Origin of the sequence: Nocardiopsis sp. NPDC006938, from assembly GCF_042869555.1 — a bacterium.
Classification (GTDB): Bacteria; Actinomycetota; Actinomycetes; order Streptosporangiales; family Streptosporangiaceae; genus Nocardiopsis.
The window spans coordinates 25,308-45,233 of record NZ_JBIAGA010000006.1; the positions used below are offsets into that span (position 1 = coordinate 25,308).

At 72.6% G+C, this 19,926-nt stretch carries 16 protein-coding genes and 1 tRNA gene; 12 read left to right on the forward strand and 5 right to left on the reverse strand.

Features of this window, described 5'->3' with window-relative positions:
- The first annotated feature begins 464 nt into the window (after positions 1-464).
- Positions 465-3,341 carry a type I DNA topoisomerase gene (topA, locus tag ACFYL4_RS11375; RefSeq protein WP_387518237.1) on the forward strand — a complete coding sequence of 959 codons (2,877 nt, stop codon included), beginning with the start codon at positions 465-467 and terminating at the stop codon, positions 3,339-3,341.
- Positions 3,342-3,609: 268 nt separating this feature from the next.
- Positions 3,610-5,718, forward strand: coding sequence for a dTMP kinase (gene tmk / locus ACFYL4_RS11380; protein WP_387518238.1), 2,109 nt, complete (start codon positions 3,610-3,612; stop codon positions 5,716-5,718).
- A gap of 111 nt (positions 5,719-5,829) precedes the next feature.
- Here the strand turns inward: tmk and ACFYL4_RS11385 are convergent, their stop codons facing one another.
- On the reverse strand, positions 5,830-6,351 hold the full coding sequence (locus ACFYL4_RS11385; protein ID WP_357763515.1) for a pyridoxamine 5'-phosphate oxidase family protein: 522 nt from the start codon (positions 6,349-6,351) through the stop codon (positions 5,830-5,832).
- A 217-nt stretch (positions 6,352-6,568) separates the two neighbouring features.
- On the opposite strand from ACFYL4_RS11385, the gene ACFYL4_RS11390 reads away from it, so the two are divergent.
- The 5 genes from ACFYL4_RS11390 to ACFYL4_RS11410 all read left to right on the forward strand — a co-directional run bounded on the left by ACFYL4_RS11390 (position 6,569) and on the right by ACFYL4_RS11410 (position 13,883).
- The gene (locus ACFYL4_RS11390) at positions 6,569-7,741 is read left to right on the forward strand and encodes a DNA polymerase III subunit delta' (protein WP_357763517.1); all 1,173 of its coding nucleotides are present in this window, start codon (positions 6,569-6,571) and stop codon (positions 7,739-7,741) included.
- Positions 7,742-7,951: 210 nt separating this feature from the next.
- A complete protein-coding gene (locus ACFYL4_RS11395; protein ID WP_387518239.1) occupies positions 7,952-9,529 on the forward strand; it encodes an alpha/beta hydrolase in 1,578 nt (525 codons plus the stop codon).
- Positions 9,530-9,605: 76 nt separating this feature from the next.
- Positions 9,606-9,681: transfer RNA gene (locus ACFYL4_RS11400), tRNA-Thr, on the forward strand.
- 345 nt (positions 9,682-10,026) lie between these two features.
- Positions 10,027-13,395, forward strand: a complete 3,369-nt coding sequence (locus ACFYL4_RS11405; protein ID WP_387518240.1) for a right-handed parallel beta-helix repeat-containing protein — start codon at positions 10,027-10,029, stop codon at positions 13,393-13,395.
- Positions 13,396-13,454: 59 nt separating this feature from the next.
- Positions 13,455-13,883, forward strand: a complete 429-nt coding sequence (locus ACFYL4_RS11410; protein ID WP_387518241.1) for a hypothetical protein — start codon at positions 13,455-13,457, stop codon at positions 13,881-13,883.
- Between the two features lie 7 nt (positions 13,884-13,890).
- Here ACFYL4_RS11410 and ACFYL4_RS11415 read toward each other — a convergent pair whose 3' ends face one another.
- Positions 13,891-14,046, reverse strand: coding sequence for a hypothetical protein (locus tag ACFYL4_RS11415; protein WP_357763529.1), 156 nt, complete (start codon positions 14,044-14,046; stop codon positions 13,891-13,893).
- Positions 14,047-14,117: 71 nt separating this feature from the next.
- Positions 14,118-14,951 (reverse strand): exonuclease domain-containing protein, encoded by an 834-nt coding sequence (locus tag ACFYL4_RS11420; protein WP_387518242.1) that lies wholly within the window; start codon positions 14,949-14,951, stop codon positions 14,118-14,120.
- A gap of 168 nt (positions 14,952-15,119) precedes the next feature.
- Here ACFYL4_RS11420 and ACFYL4_RS11425 point away from each other — a divergent pair, with 168 nt between their 5' ends.
- Positions 15,120-15,329: a hypothetical protein gene (locus ACFYL4_RS11425; RefSeq protein ID WP_357763533.1), complete on the forward strand. Its 210-nt coding sequence runs from the start codon at positions 15,120-15,122 to the stop codon at positions 15,327-15,329.
- 58 nt (positions 15,330-15,387) lie between these two features.
- Positions 15,388-15,777, forward strand: coding sequence for a hypothetical protein (locus tag ACFYL4_RS11430; protein ID WP_357763534.1), 390 nt, complete (start codon positions 15,388-15,390; stop codon positions 15,775-15,777).
- A gap of 31 nt (positions 15,778-15,808) precedes the next feature.
- Here the strand turns inward: ACFYL4_RS11430 and ACFYL4_RS11435 are convergent, their stop codons facing one another.
- A complete protein-coding gene (locus tag ACFYL4_RS11435) occupies positions 15,809-16,363 on the reverse strand; it encodes a hypothetical protein (protein ID WP_387518243.1) in 555 nt (184 codons plus the stop codon).
- Between the two features lie 551 nt (positions 16,364-16,914).
- Between ACFYL4_RS11435 and ACFYL4_RS11440 the strand changes: the two genes are divergently transcribed.
- Both ACFYL4_RS11440 and ACFYL4_RS11445 read left to right on the forward strand, forming a co-directional pair.
- The gene (locus tag ACFYL4_RS11440) at positions 16,915-17,166 is read left to right on the forward strand and encodes a hypothetical protein (RefSeq protein ID WP_357763540.1); all 252 of its coding nucleotides are present in this window, start codon (positions 16,915-16,917) and stop codon (positions 17,164-17,166) included.
- A gap of 123 nt (positions 17,167-17,289) precedes the next feature.
- Positions 17,290-17,877, forward strand: coding sequence for a sigma-70 family RNA polymerase sigma factor (locus ACFYL4_RS11445; RefSeq protein ID WP_357763543.1), 588 nt, complete (start codon positions 17,290-17,292; stop codon positions 17,875-17,877).
- Between the two features lie 64 nt (positions 17,878-17,941).
- Here ACFYL4_RS11445 and ACFYL4_RS11450 read toward each other — a convergent pair whose 3' ends face one another.
- A complete protein-coding gene (locus ACFYL4_RS11450; RefSeq protein ID WP_017542894.1) occupies positions 17,942-18,466 on the reverse strand; it encodes an inorganic diphosphatase in 525 nt (174 codons plus the stop codon).
- 84 nt (positions 18,467-18,550) lie between these two features.
- Here ACFYL4_RS11450 and dacB point away from each other — a divergent pair, with 84 nt between their 5' ends.
- On the forward strand, positions 18,551-19,897 hold the full coding sequence (gene dacB / locus ACFYL4_RS11455; RefSeq protein WP_357763546.1) for a D-alanyl-D-alanine carboxypeptidase/D-alanyl-D-alanine-endopeptidase: 1,347 nt from the start codon (positions 18,551-18,553) through the stop codon (positions 19,895-19,897).
- Positions 19,898-19,926: the final 29 nt, after the last annotated feature.

Genomic DNA, 19,926 nt, shown 5'->3' on the forward strand with positions numbered 1-19,926 from the left:
AAGTGGTGGTGTGTCGCCTCCGCGCTCCCGTTCCGTTATGGAACGCGGTGGACTGCGGGAGGGTGGAGGTGACGACCGTCGAGCTCAGGACGTGAGCCGAGTCCTCCCGGGAATATCCGGGAGGACTCGCCGCATTCTGGAGACGAGACACCCTGGAGCCTCGAAGTGTGAGGCAAGTCACATTATCTGGGTGTTCCGGGTGCTCGCCGGAGGAGGAAACGGTCCGGGGGAGAGCGGCGCCACGGCCGCTGGTCCTGGTTACGGGCCGGTACCGGGTCGGGATGCGCTTATTCTGCGGGTGCCGGTGGGAGGCGGCCCGAGGAACGCTGAGGGCGAGACCCGAGCGAGGGGCCGGGCCCGCTCACCGACGGGGGAGAGCCGGTAGTTCGGTTACTGTCGGTTCCCACGGGAACCGAAGGACCGCGGCCGACAGAACACGTAAGGCTAGACGTAGGGGAAACAGCGTGCCACCCACGAAGGGCAGCGCCGGCAAGAACGGCTCGAAGGACAACGCAAGCCAGGGGGCGGGTACCGCTCTCGTCATCGTCGAGTCACCAGCCAAGGCGAAGACCATCGCCGGGTACCTGGGGCGCGGCTACGTCGTGGAGTCCAGCATCGGTCACATCCGTGACCTGCCCACCAAGGCCGCCGAGATCCCCACCAAGTACCGGAAAGAGCCCTGGGCGCGCCTCGGCGTCGACGTGGACAGCGACTTCGAGCCGCTCTACGTCGTCAACTCCGACAAGAAGGCACACGTCAAGAAGCTCAAGGAGCTCATGGCGGACGCCGACGAACTCCTCCTGGCCACTGATGAGGACCGCGAGGGCGAGGCCATCGCCTGGCACCTGCGCGAAGAGCTCAACCCCAGGATTCCCGTACGCCGGATGGTCTTCAACGAGATCACCAAGGACGCCATCCAGCACGCCGCGAACAACACGCGCGACCTGAACACCCGTCTGGTCAGCGCGCAGGAGACACGGCGCATCCTGGACCGCCTCTACGGCTACGAGGTCTCCCCCGTGCTGTGGAAGAAGGTCATGCCGAAGCTCTCGGCGGGCCGCGTGCAGTCCGTGGCCACCCGCCTGGTGGTCGAGCGCGAGCGCGAGCGCATGGCGTTCACCTCCGCCGAGTACTGGGACATCAAGGCCGTCTTCGACGCCACCGGGACCGGGGCCCCCGACGGCCCCGCCGCCTTCCCCGCCACGCTCTTCTCCGTGGACGGCAAGCGCGTCGCGTCCGGGCGCGACTTCACCCCCCAGGGCACCGTGCGCTCCGACCGCGACGTGCGCCAGCTGGACGAGGCCACAGCCCGGGGTCTGGCCGAGCGCCTGGCCGGGGCCGGGTTCTCCGTGAAGTCGGTGGAGCGCAAGCCCTACCGCCGCTCGCCCTACGCGCCCTTCCGCACCACCACCCTCCAGCAGGAGGCCTCCCGCAAGCTCAACCTGTCCGCGAAGCAGACCATGCAGGTCGCCCAGCGGCTGTACGAGAACGGGTTCATCACCTACATGCGTACCGACAGCACCACGCTGTCGGACAGCGCGGTCAACGCCGCCCGCAACCAGGTGCGGCGCCTGTACGGCGGCGACTACCTGCCGGACAAGCCGCGCGTGTACGCCAAGAAGGTCAAGAACGCGCAGGAGGCCCACGAGGCCATCCGCCCCGCGGGTGAGGCCTTCCGTACCCCCAGCGAGACCCGGCTGAGCGGTCCCGAGCTGCGCCTGTACGACCTCATCTGGAAGCGCACCGTCGCCTCCCAGATGAAGGACGCGGTCGGCGAGTCCGTGTCCGTCCGGATCGAGGGCACCTCCACCGGCGGCGAGGTCGTCGAGTTCGGCGCCAGCGGCAAGGTCATCACCTTCCACGGCTTCCTCAAAGCCTACGTGGAGGGTTCCGACGACCCCGCCGCCGACCTGGACGACCGCGAGCGCCGACTCCCCGCGATGTCCGAGGACGACCAGGTCAAGGCTCAGAGCCTGGAGGCCGAGGGGCACAGCACCCGGCCCCCCGCGCGCTACACCGAGGCGACCCTGGTCAAGGAGCTGGAGGAGCGGGAGATCGGCCGCCCCTCCACCTACGCGTCGATCATCGGCACCATCCTGGACCGCGGGTACGTGTTCAAGAAGGGCACGGCGCTCGTGCCGTCCTTCCTGGCCTTCGCCGTGGTGCAGCTGCTGGAGCGGCACTTCGGCAACCTGGTGGACTACGAGTTCACCGCCCGCCTGGAGGACAGCCTCGACGACATCGCCCGGGGCGAGGCCGAGAGCCTGCCGTGGCTGCGGCGCTTCTACTTCGGCGGCGAGGACGCCGAGGGCAACCAGGAGACGGGGCTCAAGGAACTGGTGGGCGACCACCTCTCCGAGATCGACCCGAAGGAGGTCAGCTCCCTGCCGCTGCCCGGAACCGACATCGTGCTGCGGGTGGGGCGCTACGGCCCCTACCTGGACCGCGAGGGCGTCCGGGTGAACGTGCCGGAGGACCTGGCCCCCGACGAGCTCACCCCGGACAAGGCCGAGGAGCTCTTCGCCCAGCCCAGCGGCGACCGCGAGCTCGGCACCGACCCGGAGACCGGCCGGATGATCGTGGCCAAGTCCGGACGGTACGGCCCCTACGTCACCGAGATCATCCCGGAGCCGGAGGAGCCCGAGGGCGAGACCAAGACCAAGGCGAAGAAGGCCGCGAAGGTCAAGCCGCGCACCAGCTCGCTGCTCAAGGACATGGACCTGGACACGGTCACCCTGGAGGACGCGCTGCGCCTGCTGTCGCTGCCGCGCGTGGTGGGCCAGATCGACGGCGAGGACGTCACCGCCCAGAACGGCCGCTACGGCCCGTACCTGAAGAAGGGCACCGACAGCCGCTCCCTGGAGACCGAGGCGCAGATGTTCACGGTCACCCTGGAGGAGGCCCAGGCGATCTTCGCCCAGCCCAAGCAGCGCGGGCGCCGTGCGGCGGCGCCGCCCCTGCGCGAACTCGGAGAGGACCCGGCGTCGGGTGCCAAGATGGTGATCAAGGACGGCCGCTTCGGCCCCTACGTCACCGACGGGGAGGTCAACGCCTCCCTGCGCAAGGGCGACGAGGTCGAGTCGATCACCGACGAGCGCGCCGCCGAACTGCTGGCCGAGCGCCGGGCCAAGGCCCCCGCCAAGAAGAAGGCCCCGGCCAAGAAGCCCGCCGCCAAGAAGGCCCCGGCCAAGAAGCCCGCCGCCAAGAAGGCCCCGGCCAAGAAGCCCGCGGCGAAGAAGGCGGCGACCACCACGGTGAAGAAGACGGCGGCGAAGAAGCCCGCCGCCAAGAAGACCGGTGAGCCGAGGACCACGGCGAAGAAGAGCACCGACGAGTCCTGACCGGCTCCGGCCGGACCGGCCGCCCACGCCCGGGCGCCCCCTTCGGGGGTGTCCGGGCGCTCGGTTCTCCCGGGCGGGAGCGATCCCCACGGACATGTGACGGATACGCGACCCGGGACCCTGTTCGGGGATGATCTTCCGTACTACGCTGTGTGGCACGGGCGGGCCCACGGAAACGTGCGCGAATCCCGAACGTTTCCCCCGAATGACCTGGACAGGCGAGCACGCCTGTCATTTCCTATCCCCCTCATCGATAATCTTGAGCGCTATGAGCAGATCTGCACCCCTGGGAGCGCCGGCCGAGGCGCAGAACGTCCTCGCGATCACACCCTTCAGAAGGCTGTGGATCTCGCTTTCCCTGTCCAGCCTCGGCGACTGGCTGAGCCTGCTGGCGTTGGTGTCCCTCGCGGCCATCTTCACCGCGGACGGCTCCCCCCTCACCCAGTACCTCGCCGTCGCCGGGGTCGTCGCCGTCAAGCTGGCCCCCGCGATCCTGCTTAGCCCCCTGGCCGGAGCCGTCGCGGACCGTCTGGACCGGCGGTGGACCATGGTCGGCGGCGACGTCCTGCGCGGCCTCCTCTACGCGTCCATCCCCGTGGTCGGCCTGCTGTCCTCCGGTTTCACGCTCCAGTGGCTGTTCGTCGCGAGCCTGCTCGCGGAGATCATCGCCCTGCTGTGGACTCCGGCCCGGGACGCCACCATCCCGACCCTCGTCCCCAAGCGGATGCTCGGTCAGGCCAACCGGCTCACCCTGCTGGCGACCTACGGCGCGGCCCCGGTCGCGGCACTGCTGTTCGCGGTGCTGGCCTCGGTCAGCAACCTGCTGGGCGCGCTCGTGCCGTCCCTGGCCAGCCCCGAGGCGGACGTCTCCCTCTACCTGAACGCCCTCACCTTCTTCGTCGCCGCGATCGTCGTCGCCGGACTGCCGCTGCCCAAGCACACCGTTCCCAAGGGGTCCCTGAGCCCCAACCGCGACGCCAACGTGCTGCACGCCGTCCTGTCCGGCCGCGCGGCGGTCGGCGGCGGCTCGCTCGTGCGCGGCACGGTCGTCGGCCTGGCCGCCACGGCGGCCGCGGGCGGCCTGGTGATCGGCGTGGGCCGGGCACACGTGGAGAACCTCGGCGCGGGCAACGCCGGGTTCGGCGTCATGGTCGCCGCGCTCTTCCTGGGCCTGGGGCTCGGCCTGGTCTCCGGCCCGCGCGTTCTGAAGCAGTTCAGCCGGCGCCGCCTGCTCGGGCTGTCCGTGCTGTTGGCCGCCCTGGCGCTGCTGTTCACCGGGGCCATCGGCGACATGGTGCTCTCCGCCGTCCTGGCCCTCGTCCTGGGAACGGGCGCCGGTCTGGCCTGGGTGACCGGGACGTCCCTGGTCGCCGTGGAGGTCGAGGAGGAGCGGCGCGAGGCGGCGTTCGCGCTCCTGCTCGGCACCGGCAGGCTCGCCCTGCTCACCGCCGCGGTCCTGGCCCCGCTGGCGGCGGGTCTGGCGGGCGACCACGTGGTCCCCCTCGGCGGTCCGCTCAGCTACGACCTGCACGGCAGCGGCCTGGTCCTGATGGTCGGCGGACTCCTCGCCGTCATCGGCGCGGCCGTCGCCTACCAGCAGGCCAACCGGGACGACCCCGAGGCGGGGCCCGGCCTGCTCCCCGAGCTCTTCGCCGCGCTGCGCGGCGTCGCCCCCACCGCCGAAGAGGAGGAGGACGACCGGATCACCGGTGCCTTCATCGTCCTGGAGGGCGGCGAGGGCGCGGGCAAGTCCACCCAGGTGCGCGAGCTCACGGTGTGGCTGCGCGACCAGGGATTCGAGGTGGTGGGAACCCGCCAGCCGGGCGCCACCAAGCTCGGTATGCGCCTGCGGGGCATCCTGCTCGACCGGGAGAACTCGCACATCACCAACCGCGCCGAGGTGCTGCTCTACGCGGCGGACAAGGCAGACCACGTCGAACAGGAGATCCTGCCCGCGCTGCGCCGGGGCGCCGTGGTCATCAGCGACCGCTACGTGGACTCCCTGCTCGCCTACCAGGGCGCCGGGCGCGACCTGGAGGCCGACGACGTCGGCCAGATCAGCGGGTGGGCCACCCAGGGCCTGGTTCCGGACCTCACGGTGCTGCTGGACGTGCGTCCGGAGGACGGGCTGTCACGGCTGGGCGGACCGGCCGACCGCATCGAGTCGGAGTCGGTGGACTTCCACGAGCGGGTCCGCAGGGGCTTCCGCGACCTCGCCGAACAGGCCCCCGACCGTTACCTGGTGCTCGACGCCCGGGAGCCGCGGGAGAAGATCACCCGGGAGATCCAGCGCCGGGTGCGTCCGCTGCTGCCCGACCCGATCGACTCCAGCTCCGAGGCGGTCACCGGCATGATCCCGGTGATCCGCCCCGAGTAGGAGCGGTGCGTACGCGAGGGCTCCTTCCCGTCGGGGAGGGGCCCTCGCGTCGTCCGGGGGAGTCGCGGACCCCGGGCGGGGACCGGACGCTTCCCGCCCGGCGGGACCCGTTCAGGGGAACACGTAGCGGGTCTGGCTGAACACCGGTGCCTTGCCGAAGGCGAAGGCCTTCACCGGGGCGACCCGGACCGTCAGGACCCGGCCCCGGCGCACCGCGTCCGGGAGCCCGAACCAGGTGCCGGTCTCGGCGGTGACGTCGGTCCCGTACTTGTCCTCGTAGGTGCCCGCGACCCGGTCCAGCTCCACCGGGTCGTCCACGGCGACGCCCCGCCCCTCGACGACGACGTCCGGACCGCCCTCCAACGCGTTGTCCCCCGTGTTCACCGCGCAGTGCGGATTCGCGGCCAGGTTGAGGGCCTTGCGCTCCTCACGCCCGGTGCAGAAGTACAGGGCGCCGTCCGTCCACACGCCCAGCAGCGGGGTCGCGTGGGGGCGCCCGTCGGGACGCACCGTCATGACCCAGTACAGGGGTGCCCCGGCCAGGACGGCGCGGGCCCGTTCCCAGGGCGTGGGCGGCGCGTCCGGGCTGCCGAACTCGGGGCAGACCTCGGTGACGGGTGTCGGTTCGCTCATGAAGACCACCTTTCTCTCCCGGACAGACTCGCCGAGGCGGCGGAACTCGTCGCGAAGCCCCGCCGGGGCGGTGGCGCGCGCGGTCCCGGCCGTGCGCGCGCCGGCGCGTCGGTCCCGGGTGGGGGACGGTCGGAGCGGGGGCTGTGGAAAACGGTTCCGGTGTCGGTCGGGACTCCTATTCTGGAACCAGACAATCCATGTGCTCCGGGGGGCAAGCTTGACGGTCTTCGACGACCTCGTCGGCCAGGAGGCGGCGAGCGCGCAGCTGGAACGCGCCGTGGCGGGAGCGGCCGACCTCCTCGCGGGCGGGCGCGGAACCGGCATGACCCACGCCTGGCTGTTCACCGGCCCGCCCGGGTCCGGCCGGGAGGAGGCGGCACGCGCCTTCGCCGCCGCCCTCCAGTGCCGGCAGGGAGGGTGCGGGCACTGCGACTCCTGCCACCAGGTGCTGACCGGGACCCACCCCGACGTCCTGTACGTCCAGCCCAGCGGGCTGAGCTTCGGTGTGGCCGCCACCCGTGACCTCGTGCTCCGCGCCGGCTCCAAGCCCTCCGGCGGCAACTTCCGGATCGTGCTCTTCGAGGACGCCGACCGCGCCACCGAGGCCGCCTCCAACGCGCTCCTCAAGGCCGTGGAGGAGCCCTCGCCGCGCACGGTGTGGCTGCTGTGCACGCCCACCCCGGAGGACCTCCTCATCACCATCCGCTCCCGGTGCCGACTGGTCACCCTGGCCACTCCCGGCACCGGTCGGATCGTCGACGCCCTCGTCCAACGGGACGGCGTCGACAGGACCACCGCCGAGGCGGCCGCCCGCGCCGCCGCGGGCCGGGTCGACCGGGCCCGCCAACTGGCCACCGACCCGCAGGCACGGCGCAGACGCGAGGAGGTCCTGTCCATCCCGGCCGGGCTCGACGGGCTCGGAGCCTGCGTCACCGCGGCCGCTCGGCTGTTCGAGATCGCCGAGGAGGAGTCCAAGGCGCTCACCACGGCGCTCAACGAGAAGGAGCGGGACGAGCTCAAGGCGGCCTTCGGGGAGGGGTCCACCGGCAAGGGTGTGGCCAAGGCGGTGCGCGGCGCGGCGGGCGCGCTCAAGGACCTGGACGAGCGGCAAAAGCGCAGGGCCACACGGATCAAGCGCGACTCCTACGACCGGGCCCTGCTCGACCTGGCCGCCTTCTACCGGGACGTGCTCGCCCTCCAGCTGGGCGCGACGGTGGAGCTGTCCACGGCCGAGCGCTCGGGCGACCTGAGACGCGTCGCCGACTCCGCGACCCCGGAGTCCACACTGCGTAGGATCGACGCGATCATGGCCTGTCGCGGGCGGATCGCCGCGAACGTGCACCCGCAGATCGCCATGGAGGCCATGACCTCCGCGCTCCTGGCCGGATAGGGCCCTGGAGCCCGGGGCCCGCGCGGTCACCGGGAGAATGGTCGGGTCGCGCACCCCAGCGTGACCCTTGGCGGCCGTGGTGCCCCCGCGCGACCACGGTCGGGGGCACACGGGTGCGGCGCGACCCGACCGGTACGGCGGTCCGGGAGCGGGTCCGCCTCCCGGCACGGGTGTTCGGCGGTCACGGGATTCGAGTGAAGGCGGTTACGGGTGGGCACGAGGTATCGGGGTCCGTGGGCGGCACTGCTCGCCGGGACGGTGGTGGTCTCCGGCTGTACGGTCGGCGGTGACGACGACGCGACCGGCGACGGCGGGGACGGCGCCCCGGTGGAGATCGCCGAGCAGGTGCTGGCCTGGGACGAGTGCGAGACCGGTCTGCCCGACAGCGAGTGCGCCGTCTTCGAGGTGCCGCTGGACTACGACGACCCCGACGGCGAGCGGATCGAGATCGCCGTCAAGCGCCTGCCCGCCACGGGCGGGGACGCCACCGGCTCGCTCCTGGTCAACCCCGGCGGCCCCGGCGGTTCCGGCCACGACTTCGTGGACCACGCGCCCTACACCGTGAGCGAGGCGGTGCGGGAGCGCTTCGACGTGGTCGGGTTCGACCCGCGCGGGGTGGGCCGCAGCACCCCGCTGACCTGCCTGGACGCCGAGGGGATCGACGAGTTCCTGGGCACGGACTACGGCGGTGGCGAGGGAGCGGACGACCTCGCCGACCTCGGTCCCGAGGGGCTGGCCGAGATCGAGGCCAACAGCCGGGCGTTCGTCGAGGCCTGCGAGGAGAACGACCCGGACCTCATGCGCAACATCGGCACCGCCGACGTCGCCCGCGACATGGACGTGCTGCGCGGTCTGCTCGGGGACGAGCGGCTCACCTACCTGGGCGCCTCCTACGGCACCCACATCGGCGCGCAGTACGCCGAGCAGTTCCCGGAACGGGTGCGGGCCCTGGTGCTCGACGGCGCCGTCGACCCGAGCCAGGACCAGCTCACCGTGAGCGTGCAACAGGCCACCGGCTTCGAGACGGCGCTGCGCTCCTTCGTGGAGGACTGCCTCACCAGACCCGACTGCCCGCTGGGCGCCCGGGGGAGCACCGTGGACGAGGGCGTGGCCGCCCTGGACGAACTGCTGGCGGGCGCTGCCGAGGAGCCCCTGGCCAACTCCACCGGTGACGGCCGGGAGGTCAACCGGGCCCGCGCCGAACTCGGCGTGCTCGCCGCCCTGTACACGGAGAACTGGTGGCCGCGCGTGCGCGAGGCGCTCACCGACGCGAAGGAGGACGGCGACGGTACCGGCCTGCTCCTGCTCGGCGACGACCTGTACGGGCGCGCCGACCCGGACGAGTACGAGAACTCCACCGCCGCGCTCACCGCGGTGAACTGCTCGGACTCGGTGGCCCCCCGGGACGTGGAGGCCTACGCGGACGCGGCGGCCGAGGCGGCCGAGGAGTCCCCGATGTTCGGACCGATGCTGGCCTGGGGTGCGCTGACCTGCGCGTTCTGGCCGGAGGAGGCGGTGGCTCCGCTGGGGGAGCTCAACGCCGTCGGCGCCGATCCGATCATGGTGGTGGGCACCACGCGTGACTCCGCCACCCCCTACGCCTGGTCCGAGGCGCTCGCCGACCAGCTGGACTCGGGCTTCCTGGTCACCCGCGACGGCGACGGCCACACCGGCTACCGGATGGGCGACGCCTGCGTGGACGCGGTCGTGGACGAGTACCTGCTCGAACTGACCGTGCCCGACGACGGTATGGCCTGCGCCAGCCACCTGGTGGAGGAGGCGGGGTAGCGAAAACCCGGTTCGCGCCACTCGCCGGAGGCGCTAGACTGGTTCCTGCCTCGCCACGCGTACCGCTTGGCGGTGTGCCGCCTTAGCTCAGTCGGCAGAGCGATTCACTCGTAATGAATAGGTCATCGGTTCGATTCCGATAGGCGGCTCCAGCCAGAACGCCACCCCGGTCCGGGGTGGCGTTTCGCGTTGTGGCCACCCCTCGGAACACCGTGGGCGGTGGCGCGGCCCGAGCGTCCCCGGCACCGAGCGGGCGCGGCCGGGCGGTGCGGTGACCCGCCCGGGTGGGCGCCCCGATCGGGACGTGCTCCCTCCTCCCCGTTCGCCCGCGGACGCGTCGGTGAAGGGGCCCTTGGGCCTGCTGTCCGAAGGTTTCTGACCGACCCTGGCCACAGGACTGTGCGTCGTCCCGGGTTCCCGGCCTCCCAGGTGGATACGGTACCTATCGCAGACCCTCCGGCGCGGCGCCGGGGCGATACCCCCATGGGAGTCGATGCATGATCACGGTCCGCGTCTCGAAGACAGATCCCGCCGCCACCCCCTCGCTCGGGAAGGCGGTCCGGGACCACCGTCACGCCGGTGCCGACCTGCACCTGCGCGTCGCCCCGGGCGAGTACGTGGAGCCGCTGGTCATCGGCGTGCGCGGGCGGGTGGTCGTGACCCCCGACGAGGGCGCCGGGACCGTGACGGTGGTCGCGAGCGGCGAGACCAACGTGTTCAACGTGCACGAGGGCGGCAGTCTGGAACTCGAGGGGATCTCGGTGCGTAGCTCCTCCGAGGAGTATCCGCCGCTGTACGTACAGCGCGGGGCCCGGCTCCGGGCGGCGGACTGCGTCTTCACCGCGCCCCGGCGGGTCAACGTCGTGGGCGCCCGGGCGGAGATCGTCGGCTGCCGGTTCGAGGAGAGCGGGCTGCTGTGGGACGGCAGCGAGGGCAGCGTCCGGGAGTGCTACTTCGCCGGGGCGGTGATCGCCGTCCAGGGGCGGTGCAGCCCCAAGGTCAGCGGGACGCTCTTCACCGGGACGCACGACGACTGGCACACCCTGTACGTGGCGGACGCGTCCCCCGAGTTCACCGACTGCGCCCTGGTGGACGGCGGCGGCGTGTACGTGCGCGACGGGGCGCGCGCCGAGTTCACGGACCTGAGGGTCACCGGCTCCTACGACTGGCCGGTGCGGGTCTACGAGCGCTCGAAGGCCACCTTCACCCGGATGGTGGTGGAGGACGCCCGCAAGGAGGACACCGACGCGTTCTTCGTGCACGGGGACTCCGAGGGCACCCTGAACGACTGCGAGATCACCGGAGCCACGCGCACCGGTGTGGCGGTCGAGGGCGGGCGGCTCACCGTCCGGGGGCTGACGGTGACCGGGACCGTCACGGACGCCGTGCTCGTGGACGGCGGACAGGCCGACGTCACCGACCTGCGGTGCAGCCGGATCGGGAAGGCCGCGCTGCTCATCGCGGACGGGGCCAGGGTCACCGTCGCGGGGATGTCGGTGTCGGAGAGCGGCGTGGAGGAGCGCGGCGCCATCGCCTCGGTCCGCTCCCGGTTCGAGGTGAGCGACCTCCGGGTGAGCCGGTGGCACGGCCCGATGGCCATCGTGGTGGGCGGTCGGGGGCACTTCGAGGACATCGTGGGTCACGAGGTGGGTTCGGGCATCCACAGCCGGGAGGACGCCACGCTCACGGTGCGCGGCATGGTGTTGCGGGACGCCCGCGAGGACGGCCTGAACATCCTCGACGGCACCGAGGTCCAGCTCCAGCAGGCCGACCTGTCCGACTGCGGTGAGGACGCCGTCTACGTCCAGGGCGGCCATGTCTCGGTGCACTCCTCGACCCTGTCGGGGAGCGGGGAGCGCGGTATCCGGGTGGGGGAGGGCGGAGTGGCCGCTCTGGAGGACACCGCGATCCGGGACGGTCGCGGCGACGGGGTGATGGTGGAGGAGGGCGGTCGCGTGCGGCTGGTGCGCTGCACCGTGACCGGTAACGACGAGGAGGGCCTGTGGGCCGCGGACAGCGCTTCGGTGTACCTGGAGGAGAGCACCTTCAGCGGCAACCGGGGCGGCGACCTCGACCAGGGCGGGAGCGGGGACCGCGCCGCGGCCCGGGTCGCGGGGACGGGGGGCCGCTCCGACGAGGGTGGGACGGCCGCGCAGGAGCCCGGTGACGCGGTGGTGCGGGACCGGGCCCGCCCGCTGGAGGCGCTGCTCGCCGAACTGGAGGGGCTGGTGGGGTTGGCGCGGGTGAAGAAGGAGGTCCGCGCGCTCGTCAACATCCAGATGGTCAGCGCCAAACGGGTGGAGGCGGGGCTCCCGCCGCTCAACGTCAGCCGCCACCTGGTGCTGGCCGGGCCCCCGGGGTCCGGGCGGGCGACCGTGGCCCGGCTGTACGGCGAGATCCTGCGCTCCCTGGGATTGCTCGGCCAGGGGCATTTCGTGACGGTGACCGGGGACGACCTGGCGGCCGACCACGGCGGCACCGCGCGCGGGACGGAGGCCGTGGTGGAGCGTGCCCGGGGCGGTGTGCTGTTCGTGGCGGACGCGTCCGTGCTGGGGCGGAGTGGTGACGGGCCGGGGCGGGAGGCGGCCGACGCCCTGGCCGGGCTCATGGCGGAGCTCCGTGGCGAGGTGGTCGTGGTCCTGTCCGGAACGCCGGGCGGGATGCGGTCCCTGCTCGACGCCTGTCCGGAGCTGCGGTCCCGGGTGGCCCGTACGGTCGAGTTCGACGGCTACTCCCCGGAGCAGCTCGGCGGGATCTTCGAGGCCATGGCCGGGGCGCACGGCCTCACCCTGGGGGAGGGGACGCGCGAGCTCCTGCTCCGCCACTTCCGCAAGAGGTCCGCGGAGGAGTCGTTCGGCCACGGCCGGGAGGTGCGCGCCGTGTTCGAGGAGGCGCTCCGGGCCCAGTCCGAGCGCATCACGGCGGGTGGCTACCAGACCGTCGCGGACCTCACCCTGCTCCGCCCCGACGACCTGTCCGGCGCGGTGGCCGGGCCCGCCGAGGGGGCGGACCGGACGGTGGACGGCGCCCGGGTGAACGCCCTGTTGGCCGGTCTGGACGCCATGGTGGGGCTCGACGAGGCCAAGCGCCAGGTGCGGGGGATGGCCGAGCTCCTGCGCCGGGCCGGTGCGGCGCGGGGACGGCCCCCGGCGGCACGGCACCTGCTGTTCCAGGGGCCGCCGGGAACGGGCAAGAGCACGGTGGCGCGCCTCTACGGCGAACTGCTGGCCGCACTGGGCGTCCTCGCCCGGGGGCACGTGGTGGAGGCCTCTCCGGCGCGTCTGGCGGGGCCGCCGGGGCAGCGGGGGCCGGGGAGGGTGGCGCGGCGCACGCGCTCCCTGTTCGAGCGGGCGCGCGGGGGCCTGCTGCTGCTGTCCGACGCCGACCTGCTGATCCGGGACCCGGGCGGCGGGAGCGGGGTCGGGCAGGACGTGGCCGACACCCTGTCGCGGCTCATGGAGGAGCACCGGGACGAGGTCGTGGTGGTCGTGTCCGGCCGCGCGCGGGGGGTGGCCGGGTTCCTCGCCGACCATCCGGGGCTGGCCGTGCGGTTCTCGCGGACGGTGGAGTTCTCCCCCTACGGCAGGGAGGAGCTGACGGACCTCTTCGTGGCGATGGCCGAGCGGGCCGACCTGCGGGTCCCGGAGCGGACACGGCGGGCCTTCGCGGCGGCGTTGGGGGTGGACGCCGACGGTTTCGCCGAGGGCAACGGCCACCGGGTGCGGGCGCTGTTCGAGGCCAGTCTGCGTGTGCAGGCGCGGCGGATCGAGGCGGCGGCGCTGTCGGGGGACAGTCCGGACGTGGTGGAACTCCAGACCCTGTTGCCGGAGGACCTCCTGGACGGGGGTCCCGACTTGGCGCAATGATGACTCCGCGTGACGGAGTGTTGTGCCTGTTGTGTCTGATGTGTGGGTAGGTGGGCGGTATGAGCCTGATGTTCATGCTGTTCGCCCTGTTGGGGGCCGTGGTCGTGCTCGGCGGGGGTTCCTACGCCCTGCGCGGTGTCCTGGCCCACATGGAGGCACGCGCGGAGGTCCCGGAGCCCAAACCGCCCCCGAGGGCCGTGCCCGACCCGCACGTGGGCGGATACGTGCCGGTCCGAGGCGGAGCCGACGCACGCCCGGCACCGTCCGCCGGGGCGCCGGACACCGGTCCCGACGACCGGCCCGGCAACGGGCCGCCGTCCGACGCGCTCCCCGGAGACCTGCGCGCGCGGGTGCGCGACCTCGTCGCGCTGGACCGCACCGACGACGCGGTGCGGATGGTGCGGGAGCGCCTCGGCGGGGACGAGCGCCGGGCGCGCGGGCTCGTGCGCGGTCTGGGCGGCGAGGAACGGCCCGCTCTGGAGCCCTGACCGCGGCTCAGAGCCGCTGGCGGTTCTGGACCCAGCCCCAGACGGCGGTCGCGGCGAACAGGAGGCCGCCGATCACCGCGAGCCAGAACAACCCCTTGACCACGATCCCGATGATGGCGAGGAGCAGCCAGACGGCGAGCAGGATCAGGACGAGGTAGAGCATGAGGACTCCCAGGTGTCGGCGTCGCCGGAAGACCTACCCCGACACCCGCTCCCCGAAGCCGTCGGCCCCGTTCAGGGCCAGGTGCCGTCGATCACGGTCCCGTGGTCGGGCCTCTCCCGGTCGAGCCACTCCTGCCGTCCCCGGGCGTGTTCCAGGGCCCACTCCGCCTGCCGGTCGTGCAGTTCCGGAAGGGCCAGGGAGGCGGTCCCGGGGTGGCGGGCACCGATCTCCCCGGCCAGCGCCAACGCGGCCCGGGCGTCGCCCTCCGCGGTGTGCGCGTGCTCCAGGGGCACCCCGTAGTACTCGCACAGGGCACTGAGTGTGCGCCTGCCGCGTCGATAGGGTTCCACGGCCCGGTCGATCACCAGCGGGTCCACGATCGGCTCCGGCGGACGTCCGAGGGCCTCGGCGAGCGGGCTCAGGCCGTGGCGGCGCCGTTCGGCGTCGAGTACGGCGAGGTCGAACGGCGCGTTGAACACGACCAGTCCGAGCCCCCGCCCCAGGTGTTCGGCCAGCACCTTCGTGAGCTCCTCCAGACACTCCGCCGCGGGGCGCCCCTCGGCGCGCGCCCGCTCGGTGCTGACGCCGTGCACGGCCACCGCCCCGGCGGGGATCTCCTTCTCACCGGGGTCGATCAGCCAGGTGCGTCGACCGCCCCTGGCGTCCGTGACGGCGGCCGACACCAGGAAGGCCGTGGCGGGGTCGGGGGAGGAGGTCTCGGTGTCGAACCCGAGCAGGTCGGAGGTGTGCCAGCCGGGATGGTCGCCGCGCGCGGGCGGAACCGGGCGGGGCTCGTGCTCGGCACAGTGGGTGAGCCAGCGCGCCGCGCCCTTCACGACGAACCCCTCCCCGGCCACGACCCGGACCGAACAGGTGACACAGGTACCGGCGTAGCGGTTGCGCATGGGTTCCTCCCCCGACCGGGCGGGCCCCGGTTCCTACCTCTCCACCGCTGTGAGCAGCGGCGATTCGAGTCCATCGTAGGCGCGGAGGGTGGCGTCCCGGGGTGGATGGGGGGCGGGACACAGGGGACGGGTGTGTGCGGATGCCCTTTTCGGGGGAGGTGAAGGGGCATGAGTCTGGAAGAGGCGTCACGTCAGCTGGAAGCCACCATCCACGACGCGCGGGTCGCGTTCGACTGCATCCTGCTGGAGGAACTGGACCGGGCGCACACCAACGCGATCACCGCGCGGGCCGCCGTGGACGCGGCCGAACAGGCCATCCGCGTGGAGCTGGAGAGGCGTACGGCGGAGGAGAAGGAACAGGCCGACACCCCCGAATGACCGGAGGGCCACACGATTCCCGGGCTGTGGATATCGAACACGTTTTCGAACAGCGGGTATGCTGGGGGGCATGCCCGATCAGTCCCTGACATCGGACTGGCCCGCGAGTGTGCACCCACCCGGGTCGGACTCCTTCGAGCAGACGGCCCTGGAGTGGCTGTTCGATCACGTGCCCGCCGACTACCGGCTGCACGGGGTCCTGCGCCGCCATCCCTTGGCGCTCTCCCGGCTGGCGCGCCAGTACGTCGCCGCGACACTGGACGCGGCCCGGGAGGGGTACCGCACGGCCCGCGTGGACCTACGCGACCGGCTTCCGCCGCACGCCCTCGACCAGGTGATGAACGCCTATCTCGCCGAGGGGCGGCGCACGGCCGAGGTCCTGCGCGCGGTCGAGGCCGTGGACGGGGCACTGCGCGCCGCCGAGCCGCGTCGGGGGCACGATGAGTGAACCCCCGCCCCGCTCCGGGAGACGAAGACGCTCAGACGCTCACCCGGACCACCACGGCCACCTCGTCGCCCGTGTTCACCAGGTGGTGGTGGCCCTGCCGGGAGGCGCCCCCCACCACGCGGGTACGGCCGACGGACAACTCGGCGGCGGCGCGCATCTGGCCGGCGGCACCGGAGGTGATCAGGTGGGCCCTCCCGCTGACCAGGTGCAGCACCTCCATGCCGTGCGCGTGGTCGGAGTGGCGGGCCGGACCGGGAACGAAGCTGTTGGGTTCGAGGGCCACCGTGGTCACCCGGAAGCGGCCGCCCACGTGTCGGCGGGCGCTGCGCGGGGCGGGCTGCCAACGGCCCCGGCGGGTCGGCCACAGGGTCGGCCGGCGCAGCGAGGCGGCGGCGCCGCGCGCCGCGGTGACCAACTGCCCCACCGTCGGCAGACGGCGTTCCACCAGGTGGGCGTAGCCGGAGGTGCGCCCGGCGTCGACCACGTCCCCGATCCCGTCGAGGGAGACCGACGCGGTGCGCGGGCCGGGCGCGGACGGGGAGGTTCCGGGACGAACGGAGGTCGAGGCCAGGACCTGCTGGGGCATCGTGGGAAGATCCTTCACGTGTACGCTGCCCGGTCCGGCGACCGGGACGGCGGGGGTGTCGTCAACGGGCCCCGGAGATACCGGGGCGGCAGGGGCGGCCACACCGAACGCACGTTCGGAGAGCACAATCACCCTGGTGGTGTTCGCTCGCGGACCGGTCACACCGAAGGGTGGAGGCCGCTCACGGACTGGTCGGTCGGGGTCGGTCGGGACAGACCCCTCGGAAACGACTCAGCGACGACAACACGGACACGCCGCACGGGCCAGGTGGCAGGAGACCCAGGGGGTCGTACGAGCCGTGGCGTCGGTGCGGGTGCGCGGATACATGAACGTAAGGAGACCAGCAAAGTCGGTGGCGCGTCAAGCGAACGCCGGGAATCGTGCGTGTCGGACCACGTACCGGTCCGCCCGGAACGTGTTGCGGGCGGCGTCCCGTGGTGGTGACATGTGGAGCCCGAGAACACGGCGCGTCCGCCGATCCGGAGTCCATCCCCCAGAACAGCCGTAGCGACAGGAGTGGCAGTGCAGCCGTCCGTCCCCAGAGGGCAGCCTTGACCCCCGAGGCTCAGGGCCGGTGGGCGCGTGTCCTGGTGCGCGCCCTCGTGGTGGTCGCCGCCGGTGTGATGGCGCTCGGATTCCTGGGCCCCGGGGCCGCGCTGCTGGTCGCCTTCCTGACCGCCCTCACCCACGTGCTGCTGTGGGCCCGCACCCGCTACGCGGGGTTCCTCTTCACGGACGCCGGGGACGAACCCCCGGCAGGGCGGGACGACCCCGGGGGACCGCCCCGGGAAACATCGGACTGAGGTCACACCGGCCCGCGCCGGGCCTCCTCCGCGCAGGTCGGAGCCGGTGGCGCCGGGCACGGAAGGTGTCCTTCGCGGCGAGCCGTGGGGCGCGGGGCCGCGCGCGGCGTAGATTCTAGGTCTATGACGGACCGGGACCTCCTGCACGCCCTGCGCTTCGACCGGGCCGACACCTCGGACACCTACGCGAAGCTCCTCGACGCCTACGGGGACGAGCTGTACCGGCGGTGCATCCTGGTCCTGCGCGACCGGGACGCCGCCCACGTCGTCCTGCGTGACACCCTGATCGTCGCCCGCGCGCACATCGGGCGCCTGCGCGACACCGACCGGCTGAGGGAGTGGCTGCACGCCCTCGCCGAGGCCGAGTGCGCCCGCCACCTGGCGCACCACCGGGTCCACGGCGACGCCCGGCCGCTGCTGCTGCCGGAGCGCACCGACCTGGTCCGGGAGCGGGTGCTCAACGGGGTGAGCGGGCCCGGTTTGGCCGGGTACCGCACCCACGTGGCGGCCCGCGCCGCCCGGTTCGGTCGTGACGGGTTCCCCCGGCTCCCCGTCTCCGGGAACCTCGCCGACGGGCCGGTGTCACCACTGTCCTTCGTCATCGCCGTACTGTGCGCGCTGCTGGTGCTGGCCCTGGCCGGGTACGCGCTGACCCGGGACCCGGGACGCGAGCTGGGCACGGACGCGCCGCAGATCGCCGGGGCCTCCTGATCCCGGACACGGCGAAGGCCCGGCGGGAGGAACCCGTCCGGGCCTTCGGCACCGGGACCGCCTGCTACTGGTCCTCGTTGGTGATGTGCGAGGAGTCGCCGTGCGCACCGGCCTCCTCGGCGCGCTTCACCGACGCGATGATCTCCTGCTCGGCCTCGTGGCGGCCGACCCAGCTGGCGCCCTCGACGGACTTGCCGGGCTCCAGGTCCTTGTACACCGTGAAGAAGTGCTCGATCTCCAGGCGCTCGAACTCGTTCACGTGGTGAATGTCACGCAGGTGCTCCTGGCGCGGGTCCGTCGCCGGGACGCACAGCAGCTTGTCGTCACCGCCCGCCTCGTCGCGCATGCGGAACATGCCGATGGCGCGCGCCCGGATCAGGCAGCCCGGGAAGGTCGGGGCCTTGAGCAGGACAAGGGCGTCCAGGGGGTCGCCGTCCTCGCCGAGTGTCCCCTCGACGAAACCGTAGTCGGCGGGGTAGGTGGTGGAGGTGAACAGCATGCGGTCGAGACGGATACGACCGGTCTCGTGGTCCACCTCGTACTTGTTGCGCTCCCCCTTGGGGATCTCGATCGTAACGTCGAATTCCATGCTGATCTCGGCTCCCAATGCGACTAATGTCGCCGTATAACTAACAACGTCAGGCCGCGACACCGACGGAAGGCAGGTCCCCGGGTGCGACGGGTACGAGGCGAGGTGTTCCTCGCGCTGGCCCTGCTCAACATATTCGTGCTGATCACCGGGTTGGTCGCCCTGGACGTGATCGAGGCACGACCGCTGTCGGCGGTGCCCAACCCCGTCACGCGCGCCGACGGCGTGGCGGCGGTTGCGTCCACGTCCCCGACCCCGGCGGACCCGGGTCGGATCGCGGACATTCTTGATGATCCCATGTCATCGTCCGGGCTCGAGGAGGGCCTGTCGGGTTACGTCGTGGACGGTGTGACCGGACAGACGCTCTTCGAGCGCGACGCGGACACACCGGTGACCCCGGCGTCGACGACGAAGATCGCCACGGCCGTCGCCGTCCTGGACGCCGTCGGCCCCGACCACAGGCTGCGCACCGAGGTGTACCTCGACGCGGAGGAGGACCGGGTGGTGCTGCGCGGAGGGGGCGACGTGATGCTGACGGCGACCGCCGACTCCGCAGCCTACCCGCAGGTAGCCACACTGGAGGAGCTGGCCGGGGACACCGCCGCGGCCCTGGCCGCCACCGGCGCGGAGACCGTCTCCGTCGGCTACGACGACTCGTTCTTCACCGGTCCGGACACCGCTCCCGGGTGGAAGCCCAACTACGTCACCGAGGGCAGCACGGCCACCATCCACGCCCTGATGATCGACAGCGGCAGGGTCGACCCCGACGTGTCCACGCGCTCCCCGAACCCGCCGCTGGCGGCCGCCGAGGCCTTCGCCGACCAGTTGCAGAAGGCGGGCGTGAGCGTGCGGGACTCCCCCGAGGAGGCCAGCGCCGCCGGAGAGCCGATCGCCTCCGTTGACTCGGCCCCCATGAGCAACCTGGTCGAGTTCATGATGCTCGCCAGCGACAACAACATGGCCGAGTCCCTCGGCCGGATCACCGCCCTGGAGACCGGGGAGGAGCCCGACCACGCCGGGGCCGCCGCAGCCACGGAGCGGGTCCTGGACGGGTTGGGGATCGAGGGGGTCCGGCTCTCCGACAACAGCGGCCTGAGCACCGAGAACCGCATCACCCCGCGCGCCCTGGTCCAGCTGGTCAAGGCCGCCGCCGACGACCCGCGCCTCAACGCCACCGTCACCGGTCTGCCCACCGCCCACTCCACGGGCACGTTGGCCGGGCGCTACTCGGAGTACTCCAGCTCCCACGCGGCCGCGGGGCTGGTGCGCGGCAAGACCGGGACGCTCGACGGGGTCAGCACCCTGGCCGGGACCATCCACGACCAGGAGGGCAACGTGTTCGTGTTCGCCCTGATGGCCAACAGCCCCGGAGCCACCGGCCCGCAGCTGGACACGCTGGCGGCCGCCCTCAGCCAGTGCGGGTGCGGCTGACCCGTGGCTGGGGAGGGTGAATCGGGCGG

Excerpts from the sequence above, each read along its gene's own strand:
- ACFYL4_RS11435 (WP_387518243.1), bottom strand. The coding sequence starts at position 16,363 with ATGCCCCAGCAGGTCCTGGCCTCGACCTCCGTTCGTCCCGGAACCTCC.
- ACFYL4_RS11415 (WP_357763529.1), bottom strand. The coding sequence starts at position 14,046 with ATGCTCTACCTCGTCCTGATCCTGCTCGCCGTCTGGCTGCTCCTCGCC.
- ACFYL4_RS11450 (WP_017542894.1), bottom strand. The coding sequence starts at position 18,466 with ATGGAATTCGACGTTACGATCGAGATCCCCAAGGGGGAGCGCAACAAG.
- ACFYL4_RS11425 (WP_357763533.1), top strand. The coding sequence starts at position 15,120 with ATGAGTCTGGAAGAGGCGTCACGTCAGCTGGAAGCCACCATCCACGAC.
- ACFYL4_RS11430 (WP_357763534.1), top strand. The coding sequence starts at position 15,388 with ATGCTGGGGGGCATGCCCGATCAGTCCCTGACATCGGACTGGCCCGCG.
- ACFYL4_RS11410 (WP_387518241.1), top strand. The coding sequence starts at position 13,455 with ATGAGCCTGATGTTCATGCTGTTCGCCCTGTTGGGGGCCGTGGTCGTG.
- ACFYL4_RS11405 (WP_387518240.1), top strand. The coding sequence starts at position 10,027 with ATGATCACGGTCCGCGTCTCGAAGACAGATCCCGCCGCCACCCCCTCG.
- ACFYL4_RS11385 (WP_357763515.1), bottom strand. The coding sequence starts at position 6,351 with ATGAGCGAACCGACACCCGTCACCGAGGTCTGCCCCGAGTTCGGCAGC.
- tmk (WP_387518238.1), top strand. The coding sequence starts at position 3,610 with ATGAGCAGATCTGCACCCCTGGGAGCGCCGGCCGAGGCGCAGAACGTC.
- ACFYL4_RS11420 (WP_387518242.1), bottom strand. The coding sequence starts at position 14,951 with ATGCGCAACCGCTACGCCGGTACCTGTGTCACCTGTTCGGTCCGGGTC.
- ACFYL4_RS11445 (WP_357763543.1), top strand. The coding sequence starts at position 17,290 with ATGACGGACCGGGACCTCCTGCACGCCCTGCGCTTCGACCGGGCCGAC.